This is a genomic window from Anaeromicropila populeti (assembly GCF_900112775.1).
Taxonomy (GTDB): domain Bacteria; phylum Bacillota; class Clostridia; order Lachnospirales; family Lachnospiraceae; genus Anaeromicropila_A; species Anaeromicropila_A populeti.
On sequence record NZ_FOYZ01000007.1, the window covers coordinates 21226 to 40736 of the forward strand.

Genomic DNA, 19511 nt, shown 5'->3' on the forward strand with positions numbered 1-19511 from the left:
ATCATTATAAACAAGAGAACATTGTTTATCAAGAAAATATTGTTTTATTTATCTATTAAAATCCATGGAGGCAATAAAAATCTGCTGAAATCTCTCCTGTTCTGCCAGTTCTACATGTGTAACCTGCTTTGCAATTTCATTTGCCTCTTGAAAGCTAATTTCATTTTTCAAAATGATTTCTCCGCCAAGCAAAGAACCATTTCCTATATATTCATACTTGTCACTAGGCACATCGGGAAGCAGCCCTATTTTTACTGCTCTTTCAATATTTAAGTTATTACCAAATGCCCCGGCAATAAAAATTTTATCTAACTCTTCTGAACAGATGGACAGATGCTCCAACAACATCTGCACCCCTGCATAAATAGCAGCCTTTGCTAATTGAAGCTGGCGAATATCCTTCTGGTAAACAGCTACCTCAGGACTACTTCCAATAGGCGTAATAACAAATTTTTCTGCTGCCTCATCTTCATGCCCCACCAAGCCAGCTGGCACTATTCTTCCTGTCTCATCCATTATCCTCAATTCCAACATACAACTAACTATATCAATCAGCCCAGAACCACAGATTCCAGTGGCTTTGCCTCCGCCTATTACTTCATAATCAATTTTCCTTTGCCGTACCTCTGCCTTATAAACCGCTCCTGCCTGCGCCTTCATTCCCTGTACAATGTTTCCGCCCTCAAAAGCCGGACCAGCAGCCGTAGAGCACGCATAAAGCTTTCCTTCTTTTGATACTACAATTTCACCGTTTGTTCCAATATCTATCATTAAACAGCAGCCTTCTCTACGCCACATTTTTGTTTCTAAAATGCAGCCTAACGTATCAGTTCCCACATGTCCGCCGATCAATGCTGGTGTCAACACTTTACCATTTTCTTTGATTTCTATCTTTAATTCCTTTGCCAGTACTACTCGTTCTTTTCTTTCATACGTAAATGGAACCTTTGCCAATCCCTCTAAGGACTCATTAAAAGCCAGGTGAATCATGGTTGTATTTCCCATTATCACAATCTCTTTCACTTGTTCCGCTAAAATATGATAAGTTTCTGCGAATTCTCTTATCATCTCCCTAAAACAATCTATTACTATCTCATGCAGAAGCACTTGGTTTTTCTCGCTTATTATAGCATAAGAAATCCGCGCCACTACATCCAGTCCATAACTGCTTTGTGGATTAGTCCTCGTAATAGTATAAATTCGCTCTTCTCTATTATATAGAAAGCTTGCTACTATAGTTGTTGTCCCTAAATCCACTGCCATTACAAAGGTATCTTTCTTTGTATAGGAATGATTTTTCCTCTCTTTATAAGACTTTGTCAGCGAAGTAACGTCTTCTGAATACTGATCTATTATTATGCAGATATCCTGTTCCACTTTCATCTCACAAGCCAAGCGGAGTCCTCTGGTTCTTTCTTCTTCACTTAACAGTTTTAATTCTGCATCTGAAAAGTTTTTATCATTTCCTTTTGAAACCAGCACTTTACATTTTCCACAAAGTCCATGTCCACCGCAGACAAATGGAACTTCTAACTTATTCTGACTCATTATATCCATTAATGAGGTGGACTCCTCTGCATAAAATTTATTCTGAACTGGTAAAACCGTTACTTCCACCATTGCTTATTTTCCTCCATAAAACGTACAAAATTCACAGCTGTCTTTTGTTGCACTGCAATATTGACAAGGTTCCAGACCAATCTTAGCGTTCCCCTTTATACAAATTAAAATACCAACACAGCTTTTTAAAGGATGTAACATGCCATTTGAGGTTGTAATTCCTACCTTAGCCCCCTCCAATAATGAAATAAGCTTTTCACATTCCAAAAAATCCATTCCAAAAAAGCCTGGTCCAAATGAAGGTAATATATGTAAATCTTCTGCTTTGCCATACTCCTGTCTGGCAATCTGCATTAGATTATCTTCTAATATTTTTCTGGAGAAATCTAGACTATATGTTTGAAACATATGTGCATATAATTCATCAGACGGATGAGAAAAGGATGGTTCCTGACCGCATGTTAAGGCATAGGTCATAACAGCAAGCAGCTGGTTCTTATCTATCTCCTTCCATGCCTCGCAATATACTATGGCACTTCTTTGCCTTGCATAATCTTGCATATATAACTGCTTTCCTTCCAGTTCACATCTTCCTTCTTTAAAATCCTGCCTGCTAAAACATGCCATAATCCCTTTTACAGAAGGTAATACCGCCAGATATTCTTGTATTTTCACTGATGAAAGTTTCCTATTAAGATCCATTATTCTTTTGTCAGAAAACATCCGATATAAGGGAAACACAATCTGCTCTTTTAACATATGTCCACTCCTTCTGCTAAAACAAATCCTTCCAGCACCCCGTTTTTTAGGGTGCTTTTTTATGTGCTAGGAAATACGGAGTAATTTCCTGTCACATAAAAAAGGTTATCCAAAGGGGATAACCTTTCTTCATCAACTTCGTTCCAACAATATAACACTTATATCCGTATAAACTTATCAAAATCTATATGAATAAAGGTACACTGTAAACTACCTTTGATTAACAAATTACAACGTTAGTTGCCTGAGGTCCTTTTGCACCGTCGATTACATCGAATTGAACTGCTTGGCCTTCTTCAAGTGATTTGAAGCCATCCATGTTTAATCCAGTATAATGAACGAAAATGTCGTTCCCTGCATCGTCAGAAATGAATCCGAATCCTTTTTGGTTATTGAACCATTTTACGGTACCTTTGTTCATAATAATTCCTCCATAATAAATAAATAATCATTGTGTCCTTCACAATATAATAAGTATACCATTTTTATTGAGTTAAGTCAAACTGTTATTGTGTAACTTCTTGTGACTTTTCATGCTTTATGATATGATTAGTTCATTAACAACAGAAAATGAGTTTTACCATCACTCATTAGGAGGTATTTATATTGAAACTATTAAAGCAGCTCTTTATTTTGTTTTTACTTTGTTTTTGCAGCGAGGCAATTGCTGGTATTCTCCCAATTCCGTTTCCAGCCAGCATTATTAGTCTATTGCTTCTACTTTTGCTTTTACTAACAAGATTGTTAAAAAAGGAACATATTCAAGAAGTATCCGAATTTTTACTTGGCACCATGGCTTTTTTCTTTATTCCAGCTGGAGTTGCTATTATTAAAAATTACGACGCAATGAAACATTCGCTTTTACCCATCTTGATTATTATTTTTATATCAACCATACTTACCTTTGCATCAACTGCCTATACAGTTACTTTATGCATAAAATTTATTGAAAAACGGAAAGGAAAATAACATGAATAGCTTGACAGCAAGTCCATTGTTCGGAATACTTCTAAGTATTTCTGCATTTTTACTTGGTTCCGCCTTAAATAGAAAAACAAAAAGCCCTCTTGTAAATCCTTTGCTAGTTGCTATTTCTTTCATTATCATAATATTGCATAGCTTTCACATTCCCCTTGAGAATTATCAACAAGGCGGCAATATGATATCCCTGTTTTTAGCTCCTGCAACTACGGTACTTGGTTACTCTGTTTACAAACAAATTGAAATTTTAAAAAAATATTTCATTCCAGTTGCCGCAGGCTGTTTTGTTGGCTCTCTTACTTCCATGGGAAGTATCTATCTTCTTTGCCACCTATTTCATTTAGACAGCACGCTTACTTTTTCTTTAATTCCAAAATCAGTAACAACTCCTATTGCTATGGAAGTCAGCAGTCAGCTTTCAGGTATTCCTTCTATTACTGTTGCCGCTGTAGTTGCTACTGGCATACTGGGTTCTGTTACCGCTCCAATCCTTGTGAAGATTTTTCGTATTCAAAATCCTGTTGCAGCTGGAACTGCCATCGGAACATGCAGTCATGCAGTTGGAACCAGCAAGGCAATTGAACTGGGTGAAATTCAGGGTGCCATGAGTGGAATTGCCATTGGAATGTCTGGAATTATTACTGTACTACTGGCACTTTTTTTCTAAGATAAGAGTTTCTACGTAATATTTCATAATTTTTTTAAAAAACCACTACACATTTTTGTAATTTTAATGTATAATAATAATTGTTAAAAAATAAACAAAGATTCTTATATGACTACTATAAAATAAAACTACTACAAATAAGAATAACAATATCACCAACCATTACCTATCACATATATTATAAGAGAGGGAGGTTCCTATATGCCGAATAATCAAAAAATATCCATTATCGGTGGCGACTTAAGACAGTTTTATATGGCTAAAATCCTTTTAGAGCAAGGATATGATGTGTCTGTATACTCCTTAGAAATGCCAGAGGAATTACCTGGTATCAAAAAGTCTCCATCATTAAAAGCTGCGATGAATTTTGGGAATATTATCGTAGGTCCGGTACCATTTTCCAGAGGTAGTATTAATATAACATCAAATATTAGTAATGATGATATGTCGTTAAAGCATTTTATTTCCTGTATTAGAAAAGATCATGTTATTGTTGGAGGGGTCATTAGCCCAATTGTATCAAAGCATTGTAAAGCAAATCAAATTCAATGTATTGATTTGTTGGAAGTGAACGAAGTCAGTGTAAAAAATGCTATTGCAACAGCTGAGGGCGCTATTGTAGAAGCGATTACAAAGAGTGCTGTTAATCTTCATAAAAGCTCCGTTTTAGTTCTTGGATATGGTAAATGCGGAAGTGTTCTGGCTGAAAAATTGCGTGGACTTAATGCCGATGTCACAGTTTGTGCAAGACGGCAGGAATCCTTAGTTCTAGCTGACGCTGTTGGCTATCATACTCTATGGCTGCCTGACTTAGAAGAAAACATTTCCAGCTTTTCTTTTATTTTTAATACGATTCCTGCAAAGATAATAGATAATAACATGCTAAACTCCATTGCAAAGGATGCAATAATTATTGATATTTCCTCAAAGCCTGGATGTATGGACTTTGTTGAAGCTTCTCAGCTTGGTATTAATGCTTCCCTTTGTTTGGGTCTGCCCGGAAAGTATTCTCCAAAAACGTCAGCTGAAATATTATTAGATACATTATTGGCTTATTTGAAATCTGCTTAATAGAGCTTTCAAAGGTAGAAAGAAGTGGTTGTATGAAATTATCCGGTTGTAATGTTGGTATTGCATTCACTGGTTCCTTTTGTACCTACGACAAAATTATGCAGCAACTGGAACATCTCGTTTCGCTTGGTGCAAATGTAACACCCATATTTTCAGATAAATCTCAGACATTAGATTCTCGTTTTGGCCGTGCAGAAGATTTTATGGAAAAGGCTCAGAAGATTACTTCTAACACACCTATTCTTACTATTCCTGCTGCTGAACCGCTGGGTCCAAAGAACATGCTGGATATATTACTTGTAGCACCTTGTACAGGGAACACATTAGCAAAACTCTGCCATGGTATTACCGATACCCCCGTACTAATGGCTTGTAAGGGACATTTACGAAATGATAAGCCTCTGGTGCTGTTTTTATCAACCAATGATGCACTGGGAATTAATTTTAAAAACATTGGAACTTTATTAAATACAAAGCACATTTACTTTGTTCCATTTGGTCAGGATAATTGTACGCAAAAGCCAAATTCCATGGTTTCCCGATTCGATTTGATTGTGCCTTCCCTGGAATCTGCTTTAGAAAACATTCAGCTTCAGCCTGTTATTCAAGCTCCACTTTAGTATAAAGAGAGTGCCATTTCTGTTTACAGAGAATGGCACTCTTTGTTCCATTTATAAGTCAATCTTTATTTGATAATGCTCCAGCCAGTAATTAATTTCAAATAAATAGGCATACATTTGGGGCTGTGCCATTAATTGTCCAAACCATGGTCTGCCCAGGTCCGAACGGCATTCCATCAGCCTGCTGATTGCCTCGTGATGAATTAATTGGTGCAATGGTGCATTCTTATTCTCTAAAATTGGACGCAGTGTGTTTTTTAGCATTTCCTCATAGGCAGGATCATAGGTTTTTGGATAAGGACTCTTTTTCCGCCACAATACCTCTTCTGGCAGTACATCCTTTGCAGCATCACGCAGCAAACCTTTTACCACTTGATTCCGGTATTTAAATTCCCATGGCACGTTATATAAATACTGCACCAGACGATGGTCAGCAAATGGTACCCTTACCTCTAATCCACTTGCCATTGTCATTCTGTCTTTTCGATCTAGTAACGTTGTCATAAACCAAGCTGTGTTCAGATAACTGATTTCTCTCTGCCTCTTTTTTAGCGCCGTTTCCTCCTCTAACTTAGAAACCCTTTTCATTGTTTCGTCATACTGCTCCTGAACATACTCTTCCAATGGAAGCATTTCTAAAATATCTGGTGCAATTATTTCCTTACGAAAATCAAAGTTTTTAGACCATGGAAATGCTTTTTTCTTATAAACTTCTTCATCTCTAAACCATGGATATCCTCCAAAAATTTCGTCTGCACATTCTCCTGATAAGCAAACTGTGTGATTCTTTTTTATTTCACGGCAGAAATAAAAGAGAGAGGAATCTACATCAACCATTCCTGGTAAATCCTTTGCTCTGACAGCATTTTTCAAAAAATTTAGCAGCTTTGGCGTTTCACATTCTAAGTAAGTATGATGCGATTTTATATAATCTACCATAATATCTACATATGGACGATCCTCAGATGGCTGAAAGCTGGATGCCTTAAAATATTTACTATTGTCCTTATAGTCAAAGGAATAGGTATCTAGTACTTTTCCCTGTTTCCTAAGAAAAGATGACGCAACAGAAGAAACAATACTAGAATCAATTCCCCCGGACAACAAAGTGCAGATTGGTACATCAGAAACCAACTGTCTTTCAATGGCATCAAATAATAAATATCTGGTTTTTTCTACTGTTTGCTCATAGCTGTCTGTATGTTCTGATGCAGTCAGGCTCCAGTAGCAGTACAAGTCACGCTTTTCCTTTTCTATATGCATGGCATATCCTGGCGGAATCTCCTTAATTCCTTGAAACACTCCACAACCAGGACTTCTTGCTGGCCCTACTCCAAAAATTTCACACAACCCCTTCTTGTCAATTACAGGACTTACGGAAGGATATGCTAAAATTCCTTTTATTTCCGACGCAAAAAGAAATGTATCTCCCTGTTCCATATAGAAGAGAGGCTTTATGCCAAATCGATCTCTGCACAAGAAAAGTCCTTCTGTCCATGGATTCCAGATGGCAAATCCAAATATTCCATTAAAATGTTCTACACAGGCTTCTCCATATTCAATATATGCTGTTAAGACAACTTCTGTATCGGAGGATGTTTCAAAAAACCAGCCCCGCTTTTTCAAGTTGTCTCGCACTTCATCTGTATTGTATAGTTCTCCGTTATATACAATAACAAAATCCTTATCTTGCACCTTTTTCACCATAGGCTGCCTTCCACCTTCTGGATCAATAACCGCCAGTCTTCTATGGGCAAGGGCACAATGTTTCTTTACCACAACTCCGTCTGCATCTGGTCCTCTGTGGGCAATTACTTCACCCATTTTCCCCACAACGTCCCTGTGCTTATCCATTTCAGTTTCAAATTGTATATTTGAATTAAAATATCCTGCAATTCCGCACAAAAAACAGCACCTCCAAATTCACTCTTATTTATTATACGAATAAAGTGAATTTGTGTGCTGTTTCTCCATTCAATCTTATCATTGTTGTGTGAAAATTATTTTTAGTCCTCGAACTTATCTACAATAATTTGTACAGACAAACTATACTTTCCGCAAGTTGCCGTAATAGTTGCTGTTCCCTTTGATACTCCAGAAACAACTCCGTCCTCTGTCACGGTTGCAACTGCTGGATTACTGGTGGAATACATGATCACATCGGTTGTGTTAGCTGGTGCAACAGAAAACAGGTATTTCATAAATAATGTGTCATCCTCTAAATCATAATATACCGTTCTTGTTACCGCTGAATTCCCTGAGGAAGTGTCCACGTAAATCGGATTGAATACAAAGCTTTCCACAGGAATCTCCTTCACTTCTACCTTAACAGTACCAATTGTCCGAGTTATTCCCTTGTACGTTTCCAAAACCTCTATTTCCGTTGTTCCTACCGCTGTTCCTTTTAAATTGTATTCTTTGGAACTATTACCTACTGTTATTTCTTCTACAGAAACAATGGAGGAATCTTTGCTTTTCAAAGTAAATACCTGCCCCTTATCATATGTGGAGCAATTTTTTACCTGAATTAAAGAAGTCCAGACAACGCTTTTCTGATAGCCTAATTCTGCAATATCTGCTGCTTTTCCAGTGCTATTCAGTGCTGTTACTGTAGGTGCTACAACTTTAATGGTAACACTGCCAACTGTTCTGGTATTTTTCCCAAGCTTTTCTTTAATTATAATCGTTGTTTTTCCAGCCTTTTTAGCTGTAATAGTTCCATCCTTTTTCACTGATACAATCTTAGAATTCTTAGATGTGTAAGCATAGGATGCATATCCATTTTTATACTTTATAAGTTCTGGTGCAAACGTATCATACTGGTTCACAGTTATACTCTTCTTTGCACGCTTTGATGCTGATACCGTTACCTTACATACGCCTATTTTGGTTTTTATAGCACCTGTTATTTCGTATAGAGTAATCTTTGCTGTTCCCTTTTTTACACCTGTCAGCTTTCCTCTGACTGCACCATAACTATTATCCATCTTGACTTTGCAAACCGATGTTTTGCTTGAAGTCATATAATAGGATGCGCCTGCACTTGCATTTTTCACATATACGTAATCGTCTGCACCATTTACCCCAACTGTGGCTGATTTTTTTGCAAATGCAGCATTAGAAACCACAACCATGGCATCTGCTGGCACGTTTGCATAACATTCACCATAAAGACCTGCCACCAAAGTAAGAAGCAGCATCACACTAAACACTCTGAAAATTTGTTTACCTTTCATAACCTTTTCCTCCGCCTCAATTATATTTACTACTCTAAATATACTACATTTTTCCACGAGGCACAATGAAAAAGTTATTTATATAAATCAACATTTTTATTGTAGTAGCCTAGAATTAATTCCACAACTCTGTTATAGCTTTCTACTCCATCCTCTTCACTATTCATTTTTAAATACAGATCGTTAGTTGTACTTGAAATCTCCGCAACCTTTCCTCTAAAGTTATCCCAGAACATACGGTCCTGCTCCAAATCTCTTATAACAAGCTGGCATCTCTCTGCTTTTATCTCCTGATATGCCTCTTTGTTGTATTCCAGCAAATCATTCATACAATAAATATAGGCAAGTAGATACCCACTGTATCGGAACTCTGGACTATCTGACCCGATGCAAGCCAGAAAAGATATAAAGTTTGCTTCGTCCTCTTTCATAAAACCTCTCAGATGACTTAATTCATGGCAAATAGTAAACGGAATATTAAAATCTGGCATATCCTCATTAAATGTAGCTTCAAACGTAAATGGAGAATACATGCCGCATAAAAATTGATATGACATAAATTCTGAAAATATTAGGGGCTTGGGATTCGGATAATACCCTTCTAAATCACCATACACATTCCCCAGTTTTTTCATTGCCTGAATCCCTTCCTGATAATCACTCCGGCTTATATTCAAGTTTCCATTTTCATCTAAGGAAACCTGACTCTCTAATTCATTCAATTGTGTCACAATATGTCTGCACACATCAATTAATAAGCTTTGATTGAGATTATCCGTAGTAATCCCTGCTGTAGCGGCAAAGTCCTTTCGGTAATAATTAATCCCACAATTTTCTGTATAAAGAAAGAAAATGACAGCTATGAATAAAAATAAATTAGCCAGTCCATTTTTACAAATTGCTTTAAAAGTAGTCGTCCTTCTCTTCCATTTCACCAGTGCTGCCACGAAATAACCAATTACTGCAGCAATCAGAAAAATGCTGATGAGTTCTAGCAATGAAAATGGATATAGGGACGTTATCCTTGCAATCATATTCATTGCTGCTAAATATATATATTGGTAATGCCACTGGGCAAAGCCAGGAAAAGCCTTTGCCATAAAGTATGTAGCAATACTAAAGAGCATTAAAACAACACTTATAACTAGTTTTTTATCATTTTTAATCTGCCTCATGTTATCCTCCTGCCTGTAAAATGATGTATTATTTTTTTGATTCTTCCTTATTTTCATGATAACTCTGTTCTACGTTAACGTTCCAGAGGCTTTCCTTATTCTTGTTTCCGCTCTTAACAAGTTTAACGGCTTCCATTGCTGTAAGCATGGAATGATCCATATTGTTGTAGCGGTGCTGTCCATTACGGCCAATGCAGTACAGATTCTCCATCTGATTCAGATAACTTTCTACCTGATCAAACTTGGCATAGGAACCAAAGTACGCTGGATACGCTTTTTTCACTTGTATATAAGTGGAATCTAACACATCCTCCTCTTGAAGAATTCCCATTTTCACCATTTCACTAATGGCAAAGGAAATGAACTCTTCCTTTTTCATGTTCCACATGCTGTCTCCTTCTTCACAAAAATACTCCATACCAAGCCACATTGTATTCTTGTAATTATTCACCATATAAGGTGACCAGTTATTGAATATCTGTAACCTTCCAACCTTCACATCCCGCTCTTGAATATAAATCCAGCAATCCGGAATTCTATCTTCAAAGGTAACCTGCTTTGTATTATTCTTTAGCGCCAGCTTATCAACTAATAGTCCTACCGTAATGAAATCCCGGTAAGGAAGCTTCGTTGCTATATCTGATACCTGTTCTGGAACACTGCTTCCCATTGCCTGTACCAAATCCTTAACTGGCATAGAAGAAAAATAATAATCCGCCGTTTCATTGGAGGTCTCATTTCCACTCTTAATGGATACTCCCTCTATTTTTGTTTTTGCATCATTTACTTTCACTCCTGTAATTTCTGCATTTCGGATTATCTCTCCTCCACGTCTTTCTACTTCAATGGCAAGAGTTTCCCATAACTGGCCCGGTCCGTACTTAGGATAATAAAACTGTTCAATTAAGGACGTTTCCTTTTTACTCTGCTTAATATGAAATACTCTGCAAAAAACATCTGCAATTGCTTTCTTCAAGGATAATCCTTTTACCCTCTGTGCTCCCCAGTCTGGTGAAATCTCACTGGGATCAATCCCCCATAATTTTGCTGTATAATCCTTAAAAAACATTTCATACAAAGGCTTGCCAAAACGATTGATATAAAAGTCAGCCAGTGATTTTTCTTCTCTTTTTTTAATTAATGCACCAATATACCCAAATCCTGCTTTCATGGTTCTTAACAATCCCATATTCATAATGGTACGAGGACTTAGTGAAATTGGATAATCAAAAAAACTTTTTAAATAATAAATTCTTGATACACGGTTACGAACTAACATTACCTGATCATTGGTTTCTGGATCAGAGCCTTTTTCTTCCAGTGGTTTTTCAATATGCAGCAGCTTATCATCCATAGCTGGTTTCCCTTGTACTGGCATCAAGTCAGTCCATAGCTTCATAACTTCCTCATTTTTTGTAAAAAAACGATGCCCCCCTATGTCAATGCGGTTTCCCATGTAATGTGCCGTTCTTGAAATACCGCCTATATCATCACTTGCTTCATAAATTACTGGAACAATGTCCGTTTCCTTCAATAAATAATAAGCAGCTGTTAATCCTGCTGGACCTGCTCCAATAATAATTGCTTTCTTTTTCATTTCTTAACCCCCAGATAATTCATCTTTCCTTTTTCTATTTTTGTATTTTAATTTTACCAAAGCCTGTAGTTTGTCAGCATCGTATACATTGCAACGGATAAACATCCAAATACTGCAATTGCAGCATACATTACCTTTTCCAGTACAATACCGCCCTTTATCTTTTTCTCACAGGCACTGTCTACCAGTACACCGATGAAAATCCCTCCTAAAAAAGCAGTTGGCACAATATAACGGAAATCCATGGTACACCCAAATGGAAATTTCACATTATACCAAATAAAAGAGCACACATAAATCAGCCACAAATAGGGAAAACCTAACCGCACCATCAGATTATCCTTATATCGAATTACTGTATAAATCATTGCAATAAGTGATACAATAATTAAAAACATATTAATACAAATCAACGCCCTTGGAATAAACCCTTTTATCTCGTGTTCAAATTCTCCAAAAATCGAACACTTTACTACATATAAAGGCAGATTACAGTCTGTATGTGGATTAACATAAATCGGATCCAGCAATTCGTCTGCTTTGAATGACAGAAAACGATCCTTAATAGACTCTTCTCCTACATATAAATCGCTTTCCGGAGTAATCATTGGCGTATAGCCAATAGGCTGGTTAAACTGCTTCAAATTCCGAACAGGATACCACAGTGCCAACGGAAAACAAATAACTGCAAATAATGCCAGTTCTCCTATAATAAAGGCCGTCTTTTTGTTTATCCACTTCTTCTCTATTTTTCTGCATGTATACCAATTGCGAAACAATACATATAACATAACTGGCCCTGTAAAAAATGCAATAATCCCACAAGAGATTTTTGTCATCATTCCAAGTCCAAAAGCAATTCCAAGTACTACAATATTCAGCCAGGTCTGATTTTTTAACCATTTTACAGTAAAGAGAACAGCCAGCATAATAAAAAAGATAACAAGGGAATCATTGTTTACTCTTCCTGCAAGTAAAAAAGTATTCGGATGTAATGCTGTTACAGCAACGGCAATGAAAACTCCCTTTTTATTCAGTGCAACTTCTTCACACAATTTTTTCACCAGCAACAGAACTCCACAGGAACCAAAGCAGGAAACAATTTTGGAAGCCTCCACAGCCATTTCCACATCTGTCCTGTTAATAATAAATCCAACAATCTTACCAAATACTGCTCCCATAAAATGAAAAAATGGTGGATGATAAAACTGATAAAAATTAGAATCCGGTAATTTCCCCAAATCGTATATGTATTCAATATAAGCCGCATGTCCACCAAATGTTATGTCCAATGTTCCTATATCGTGGGGTCTTACATTATATGGGGTATAGAGCATATAACCTACCCGCATAATAAAACCAATTGCCATTACCATATAGACTACGTAATTCCATTGAAATTTATTTTTCACGCATAGTCCGATGGTTACAATAATACTAAGCGCCACTCCTGCCTGCATCACCCTTTGAATTGTGACAATATTTGTTTGTAACTGAAAACGATACACAAAACAAAAAATTATGGTAATTGCCGCCAGCATGACACCAAAAGAATAGAGTTCGTTTCCCACACACTCCATCCTTTTATCTTTCGTCTTATTTATAACACCTCTCAACTTTTCTCCAACTTTCTTTGTACATTTTTTCTACTAATGATTAAATTATACCTCTTTTTTTGACTATTTACAACTACAGTTTATGCCATTGACAGGTACATGACTTCCAAATAAAATGTTCTATTACATAAAAAGTGGCTATTCATTTCTGAATAACCGCTTTATTTATATTCCTACTTCCCCCTACTAATTATGTACACAAAAATCCTTCATTGTCTTAACAACTTGTTCTAATTCTTCAAAAATAACAGTATGTCCGCGGAAAGGAATAATAAATAGAAATGCATTCTGCAAACTCTTCCACAAATTGATTCCACATCCTGCTTCGACAATCTGATCCTGGTCGCCTGCAACAATAAGTACTGGTACTGTAACTTCATTTGCCCGTGCCAATTTGTCATATGTACCTGCTGCCACTAAATCCAGATATCCAATACTATCATCCACCTTTGTTTTATTCAGAACATCCAGTAAGAAAACCTTTTGTTCTTCCGTGGTGTTTGCCCCAAAAGCATGAGTGAAAAAATCAGCAGAAGAAAACTCTTCCGCAGGATGGCTTCTCACCTTGTCAACTAAAGGTACATAACCTGGGAAGCCTGCTCCTGAACATAAAATCACCAGCCTCTTATATTCTTCTCGCTGTTTTAATGCCAGTTCAAATGAAATTCCCCCTCCCATTGAATATCCCACTATCGTAATATGATTAGAAATGATCTGGTTTTTTAATAACTCCTGCAAAAATAAATCTATGGACTCTGAAAATTCATCTACTGTTCTTTTCGTCTCACCAGCTGACCCTCCATGTCCTGGTAAATCAACCACAATACAATTGTAATCGGTAAATTGTTCTGCCAACGGAGCCATACCTGCTCCTGTCATAGTTGCTCCATGAATAAACACCATTGTGTAAGGGCTATCAGCTTTTCCCATCTGCATGTATGAAATTTTTTCATTTCCAATGATACATTCCATTGTTCTTTTCCTCCTGTTATTTGTATTTTCTAAACTAATTTGTAATTTAATAATTATTTTTTTCTGATAAAATTAGATTAGCACAGTATTTTTTTGATTTCAACGCATTTTTCTATTATTTTCTTGTTAATTCATTTTTTTACATCGTACAATTAATGTCATTTAAATATTGATTTCTCATCTGCTTTGTTACCTCTGTACTTAGAAAGCTATGTTTACCGCAACTCCTAACAGGCATAATGCCCATGAGGGAATTCGTCAGAAACATTTCATCAAAACCAGACACGTCATCTGGATAAATAATCCGTTCCTCTACTGGATGTGTTTTTATAATATATTGTCTTAACACACCATTTAACATTCCACAGCTTACGGGAGGCGTCATAATTTTTTTATTTCGTACAAAAAATAAATTAGTTGTTGACCCTTCCGTTATCTGCCCTTTTGTATTTATGAAAATCGGCTCATCAAATCCCTTTTTCTTTGCTCTCCGCTTTTCCTTGATGTTGTCTCCATAATTGAATGTTTTGTAATAAGTAAGCTCTGACGTTTCATTCCGCAAAACATTGGTATAGTCCACTGAAAATCCTTTTTCATAGCAATCAGATGTATACAGATTCTGACTTGTGGCATAAATCACATTTTGACTTGAAACCATTATTTTCACCACGTTATGAGGCAGTTTTTTTCCCTTTACAAATTTTAAAATTGCCTCCTCCTCTATTTTCCACTTCATTTCTCCCACTTCAATGTCCAAACAAATCAGGGCATTCTCCATTCGTTCCAAATGCTCTTTTAAAAACAGCGGTTTGTTGTTTTCCACTGCAATTGTTTCAAAGACCCCCAGCCCAAATGTATAGCCCTCATCCAGATAAATCTTCTCCATTCTTTTTTCCTCACTTTGTTATTGCATTTATTAGCGCTTTTGCTTTCTGTCTGGTTTCCTCAAATTCAAACTCTGGGTCTGACTCACAGGTAATACCTCCACCTGTACCCATTAAGTACAAACCGTCTTGATGAAGGGCAGTACGAATTACAATATTAAAATCACAGCACCCATCTAATGAAAAATACCCCATACAGCCTGTATACAGTCCTCTTTCTGATTTTTCCAGCTCATCAATAATCTCCATGGCACGTATCTTAGGTGCTCCTGTAATAGAACCACCTGGCAGAGCCGCTTGCAATAGATCCAGATGAGAACACTCTTCTTTCAATTCCCCCACTACTGTAGAGACTAAATGAAATACGGTGGCATACTCTTCTATTTTAAAATGCTCTGTTACCTTCACACTTCCTGGCTGGCATACCCTGTTTAAATCATTTCTTTCTAAATCCACAATCATAAGCAACTCGCTTTTATCCTTATCTGACTCCAGTAGTTCCCTTTTTAGGCGTTCATCTTCCTCAGGCGTTTCCCCTCTTCTTCTTGTTCCTTTAATTGGACGTGTTTCCACTTTGCCCTTTTCGATTTTAATAAACCGCTCTGGCGAGCTACAGATTACCTGAAAATTTACATAATTAGCATACCCGCCAAAGGGAGCCGGACTGTCCAGGCGCAGGGACTGAAAAACCTCGTAAGGTGGTTTTGTGCTTTTTACGAGCAAACGACGTGTCATATTAGCAATATAAATATCCCCCTCTATAATATAGTCTTTCATTTTATTGACAGCTTCCTTATATTGCTTTTTAGTAAAATCTGACTTTACTTCACTTTTGACAGAATTAGAAGGATTAGCAACCCCCTTTTCAAAAGAAGCCCTTTTTATTCTTTTCTCTAACTGCTCCACCTCCTTCTTTTCTTTTCCTTCTTTCTCTCTTGTCGAAATATAAATTACTTTTTCTTCTAAATCTTCTATAATAAAATGTTGATAGAAACAAAATAATGCTTCTGGAATGAAAAAATCAGGTATATGTCTTGACGGAATGGCTTCTGCCTTTCGCCCATACTCATAGCTGAAATAACCGATTGCTCCTGATATAATGGGCAATGTGGTTCTATTCTCTTCTCGATTTTTATACAAATATTTTGTCATAAATTCTTCTAGCGTCTCTGCACTTTTTTCTCCATTTACATATAGACATTGTCTTCTTTCTTCTATTATTAAGAAGGGGCAGATTCCAATAATAGAATACTTGCCTAAGCTGTTTTGCAGAGATGAATCTAGGAAAACAGCCATAGGCTCTTGATAAAACATTTTAAAAATTTCTTCAGCAGGCACATAAAATTTAAGCTTTTTTACTACTGTACTCATTTTCCTTCCACTCCTGGCAAATTCTAATATAATTATTTAAAAGCACATGTCCATATTGTGTCAAAACCGCTTCTGGGTGAAATTGTACTCCATAAACAGGCATATCCTTGTGACTGACTGCCATAACCACTCCATCCGCTGTCTGAGCATCCACCTGTAGACACTCTGGAAAATCATTTACTGATATAATAAGGGAATGATATCGAGTTACCTGAAATGAGGGTGGGATATTTTCAAACAATCCTCCTCCTTTATGTGTAATAGGAGATATTTTTCCATGCACAGGCTGTTTTCCCTTCTTTATTTCAGCTCCAAAGTGATAGCCAATAAGCTGATGCCCAAGACATACACCTAAGATTGGAACCTTTCCTGCAAATTCTTTCAGCACTTCCTTAGAAAGCCCGCTGTTTTCTGGACTCTTCGGCCCAGGTGAAATCACAATTCCTTCTATCTCTTTCTTTTCTATATTTCTTTTTAATTTCTCTATATCTACTTCATCGTTTCGGATAACCTGTACACAACATCCCAGTTCTCTTAAATATGCTATTAGGTTATATACGAAAGAATCATAATTATCTATCATAATGTACATAGTATTTGTCCTTTATCTACAAAAATTATTCTATTGATGATACCCCATTTTTTCACAAAAAGTCAAGATGGGATTGACATTCTCATTATGTTTTTTTATAATGAATTTATATAAAAGAAAAAGGAAGGATGTTTTTATGTTAAGTGTGTTAAGAATGGAGATTGGAATGTTTTTATAGGTAATGACTTTTAGTCCTTGCCTTATTAAGTTCTGCCATTTTCACACAGCATAAACCATCTTTTTGACTTTTTTTGATCCTTTTATTCAAAAAGTAAGTCTTAAGAGCATGGCGTTATGTCATGTTCTTTTTCATTGATAAAGAATGTGACGTGAACGAACCATACACTTTAATCTGTAATTATATCCTGTGTAATGGCAGTCTTCTAGATAATGAAACTATATTTATATATTAATAGGAGGACTTGTTCATGACAAATCAAGTATTAGAATTTCATATTATAAAACAGCAACTAATGGATTACGCCCACTCTGAGAAAGCAAAGCAGCGTCTGTCTGCATTAGAGCCTTATCTGAAGGAAACTGAAATAACCGCCCGTACAAAGGAAACTACAGATGCCCGAATACTTTTGGATGCTCTTGGTTTACCTCCCTTTGTATCAATGAAAGATTTGGATAACCTGCTTGATCTGGCAGAAAAGGGTTCCATGCTTTTACCAGAGCAGTTGGAATATATTGCTCAGTTTGCATCTGCCTCAAAACGTCTGGCTGATTATTTTAAAAGAGGACAGAACTACGAGGTAGAACTTGCATACTACGTAAACTCCATGGAGGATTTATCTCCATTGCGAGAGGATATTTTTCAATCTATCCGAAATAAGCAGGTAGATGATTATGCCTCTCCCCAGCTAAAATCAATACGAAAGGAACTGGAGCAGATAAACCAGCAGATTCACGCCAAACTGGATTCCATAATGAAAGGGAAAAAGCAGTATTTTTCCGATAGCTATGTTTCTGTAAGAAATGGGCATTTTGTGCTTCCCGTAAAGAAGGAATATAAGCTTCAGATTTCTGGCTCTGTAATTGATACTTCCTCTTCTGGAGCAACCTATTTTATAGAACCTACTGCTATTTCCAAGCTACAGGAGACGCTTTCTCTATGTGAAATAGAAGAAGACAATGAAGTGCGGAAAATTTTATACTCGCTAACCTGCTTAGTTCACCAGTACGCTCCTGCCATCCGGCGGAATATGGATGCTATGGAAACTCTTGATTTTATTTTTGCAAAAGCCAGATTAAGTAGTGACTTAAATGCAGTTCCAGCTAAGTTAAATACACAGCAATTTATTCATATAAAAAAGGGACGTCATCCTTTACTTGCTAAGGAAAAATGTGTACCTCTTGATTTTTCCATTGGTAATGGCATTCGTGGAATCATTATTACGGGGCCAAATACAGGAGGTAAAACGGTTGCCATAAAAACTGTTGGGCTATTATCCATTATGGCACAGTGCGGTCTTCATATTCCTTGTGAAAATGCAGATATCTGTATTACTAATCAAATTCTTTGTGATATTGGTGATGGTCAGAGCATTACAGAAAATCTGTCCACCTTTTCCTCCCACATTACAAATGTTATCCACATATTGCAGCGGACTACTGTGGAAAGCCTTGTGCTGTTGGATGAATTAGGTTCGGGAACGGATCCACAGGAAGGTATGGGCATTGCTATTGCCATTTTAGAGGAATTGAGAAAGAAAAATTGCTTATTTATTGCAACTACCCACTATCCCGAGGTAAAGGATTATGCTCTTCGGACAGAAGGATTAAGCAATGCCCGAATGGCATTTGACCGGGAAAGTCTGAAACCCCTTTACCAACTGGAAATAGGCGAAGCTGGGGAAAGCTGTGCCATATACATTGCAAAACGGCTGGGAATGTCTAAGGAAATGCTTACGACTGCTTATCAAGAAGCATATGGTAGAACTCGTACCCACTCTTTCCATAAGGATGTCTTTTTGGAAGAAACGATTTCCAATGTTGCAACTGAAACTTCCAACTCTGCCTGGGAACCTATCCCAGAAGTAGTTAAAAATCAAACTGATAAAAAAGTGGGAACACATGCCTTTCGTTTTGAAATTGGAGACAGTGTTGTTGTTTATCCACAGAAAAAAATTGGAATTGTATACCAGACTGCAAATGGCAAAGGTGAAATTGGAGTACAGATACAGGGAAACAAGCAGCTGATTAATCATAAGCGGCTGAAACTAAAAGCTTCTGCCAAAGAACTATATCCAGATGACTATGATTTTTCCATTATTTTTGATAGTGTGGAAAACCGCAAAGCCCGCCATAAGATGGAAAAGAAACATATTCCTGGTGTTACAATAGAAACACCTCACTGATAAATATTTTTAGTAAAACATTTTCCCACAAGAAGTTTTGTCTGATA

General features: G+C 36.8%; 17 protein-coding genes. 5 read left to right on the forward strand and 12 right to left on the reverse strand.

Going from position 1 to position 19511, the window contains the following annotated elements:
- Window positions 1-48: 48 nt before the first annotated feature.
- The 3 genes from BM305_RS09880 to BM305_RS09890 form a co-directional block, all read right to left on the reverse strand.
- Window positions 49-1620 (reverse strand): ASKHA domain-containing protein, encoded by a 1572-nt coding sequence (locus BM305_RS09880; protein WP_092560545.1) that lies wholly within the window; start codon window positions 1618-1620, stop codon window positions 49-51.
- A gap of 3 nt (window positions 1621-1623) precedes the next feature.
- Window positions 1624-2319, reverse strand: a complete 696-nt coding sequence (locus tag BM305_RS09885) for a hypothetical protein (protein ID WP_092560546.1) — start codon at window positions 2317-2319, stop codon at window positions 1624-1626.
- 220 nt (window positions 2320-2539) lie between these two features.
- Complete coding sequence (locus BM305_RS09890) at window positions 2540-2740, reverse strand: cold-shock protein (protein ID WP_092560547.1); 201 nt, start codon at window positions 2738-2740, stop codon at window positions 2540-2542.
- A 185-nt stretch (window positions 2741-2925) separates the two neighbouring features.
- Between BM305_RS09890 and BM305_RS09895 the strand changes: the two genes are divergently transcribed.
- The 4 genes from BM305_RS09895 to BM305_RS09910 all read left to right on the forward strand — a co-directional run bounded on the left by BM305_RS09895 (window position 2926) and on the right by BM305_RS09910 (window position 5658).
- The gene (locus BM305_RS09895) at window positions 2926-3288 is read left to right on the forward strand and encodes a CidA/LrgA family protein (protein ID WP_092560548.1); all 363 of its coding nucleotides are present in this window, start codon (window positions 2926-2928) and stop codon (window positions 3286-3288) included.
- Window position 3289: 1 nt separating this feature from the next.
- Window positions 3290-3967 (forward strand): LrgB family protein, encoded by a 678-nt coding sequence (locus BM305_RS09900; protein WP_092560549.1) that lies wholly within the window; start codon window positions 3290-3292, stop codon window positions 3965-3967.
- 201 nt (window positions 3968-4168) lie between these two features.
- Window positions 4169-5038, forward strand: a complete 870-nt coding sequence (dpsA, locus tag BM305_RS09905) for a dipicolinate synthase subunit DpsA (RefSeq protein ID WP_092560550.1) — start codon at window positions 4169-4171, stop codon at window positions 5036-5038.
- 32 nt (window positions 5039-5070) lie between these two features.
- Window positions 5071-5658 (forward strand): dipicolinate synthase subunit B, encoded by a 588-nt coding sequence (locus tag BM305_RS09910; protein ID WP_092560551.1) that lies wholly within the window; start codon window positions 5071-5073, stop codon window positions 5656-5658.
- 51 nt (window positions 5659-5709) lie between these two features.
- On the opposite strand, the gene asnB is transcribed toward BM305_RS09910, so the two are convergent.
- The 9 genes from asnB to BM305_RS09955 all read right to left on the reverse strand — a co-directional run bounded on the left by asnB (window position 5710) and on the right by BM305_RS09955 (window position 17092).
- Window positions 5710-7563, reverse strand: coding sequence for an asparagine synthase (glutamine-hydrolyzing) (gene asnB, locus BM305_RS09915; protein WP_092560552.1), 1854 nt, complete (start codon window positions 7561-7563; stop codon window positions 5710-5712).
- A gap of 101 nt (window positions 7564-7664) precedes the next feature.
- Entirely contained in the window at window positions 7665-8894 is a 1230-nt protein-coding gene (locus BM305_RS09920) for an Ig-like domain-containing protein (RefSeq protein ID WP_092560553.1), read from the reverse strand.
- A gap of 74 nt (window positions 8895-8968) precedes the next feature.
- Window positions 8969-10069 (reverse strand): DUF3810 domain-containing protein, encoded by a 1101-nt coding sequence (locus tag BM305_RS09925; protein ID WP_177214670.1) that lies wholly within the window; start codon window positions 10067-10069, stop codon window positions 8969-8971.
- A 28-nt stretch (window positions 10070-10097) separates the two neighbouring features.
- Window positions 10098-11666 carry an NAD(P)/FAD-dependent oxidoreductase gene (locus BM305_RS09930; RefSeq protein WP_092560555.1) on the reverse strand — a complete coding sequence of 523 codons (1569 nt, stop codon included), beginning with the start codon at window positions 11664-11666 and terminating at the stop codon, window positions 10098-10100.
- A 53-nt stretch (window positions 11667-11719) separates the two neighbouring features.
- Window positions 11720-13237 carry an ArnT family glycosyltransferase gene (locus tag BM305_RS09935; RefSeq protein ID WP_177214671.1) on the reverse strand — a complete coding sequence of 506 codons (1518 nt, stop codon included), beginning with the start codon at window positions 13235-13237 and terminating at the stop codon, window positions 11720-11722.
- Between the two features lie 231 nt (window positions 13238-13468).
- The gene (locus BM305_RS09940; protein WP_092560557.1) at window positions 13469-14254 is read right to left on the reverse strand and encodes an alpha/beta fold hydrolase; all 786 of its coding nucleotides are present in this window, start codon (window positions 14252-14254) and stop codon (window positions 13469-13471) included.
- A gap of 139 nt (window positions 14255-14393) precedes the next feature.
- The gene (locus BM305_RS09945; protein ID WP_092560558.1) at window positions 14394-15140 is read right to left on the reverse strand and encodes an aminotransferase class IV; all 747 of its coding nucleotides are present in this window, start codon (window positions 15138-15140) and stop codon (window positions 14394-14396) included.
- Between the two features lie 10 nt (window positions 15141-15150).
- Window positions 15151-16509, reverse strand: a complete 1359-nt coding sequence (pabB, locus tag BM305_RS09950; RefSeq protein WP_092560559.1) for an aminodeoxychorismate synthase component I — start codon at window positions 16507-16509, stop codon at window positions 15151-15153.
- Window positions 16484-17092 (reverse strand): anthranilate synthase component II, encoded by a 609-nt coding sequence (locus BM305_RS09955; protein ID WP_330393452.1) that lies wholly within the window; start codon window positions 17090-17092, stop codon window positions 16484-16486. Before BM305_RS09955 ends, pabB begins: the two co-directional genes overlap by 26 nt.
- Window positions 17093-17529: 437 nt before the next feature.
- Here BM305_RS09955 and BM305_RS09960 point away from each other — a divergent pair, with 437 nt between their 5' ends.
- The gene (locus BM305_RS09960) at window positions 17530-19464 is read left to right on the forward strand and encodes an endonuclease MutS2 (RefSeq protein ID WP_092560561.1); all 1935 of its coding nucleotides are present in this window, start codon (window positions 17530-17532) and stop codon (window positions 19462-19464) included.
- The last annotated feature ends 47 nt before the right edge of the window (window positions 19465-19511 follow it).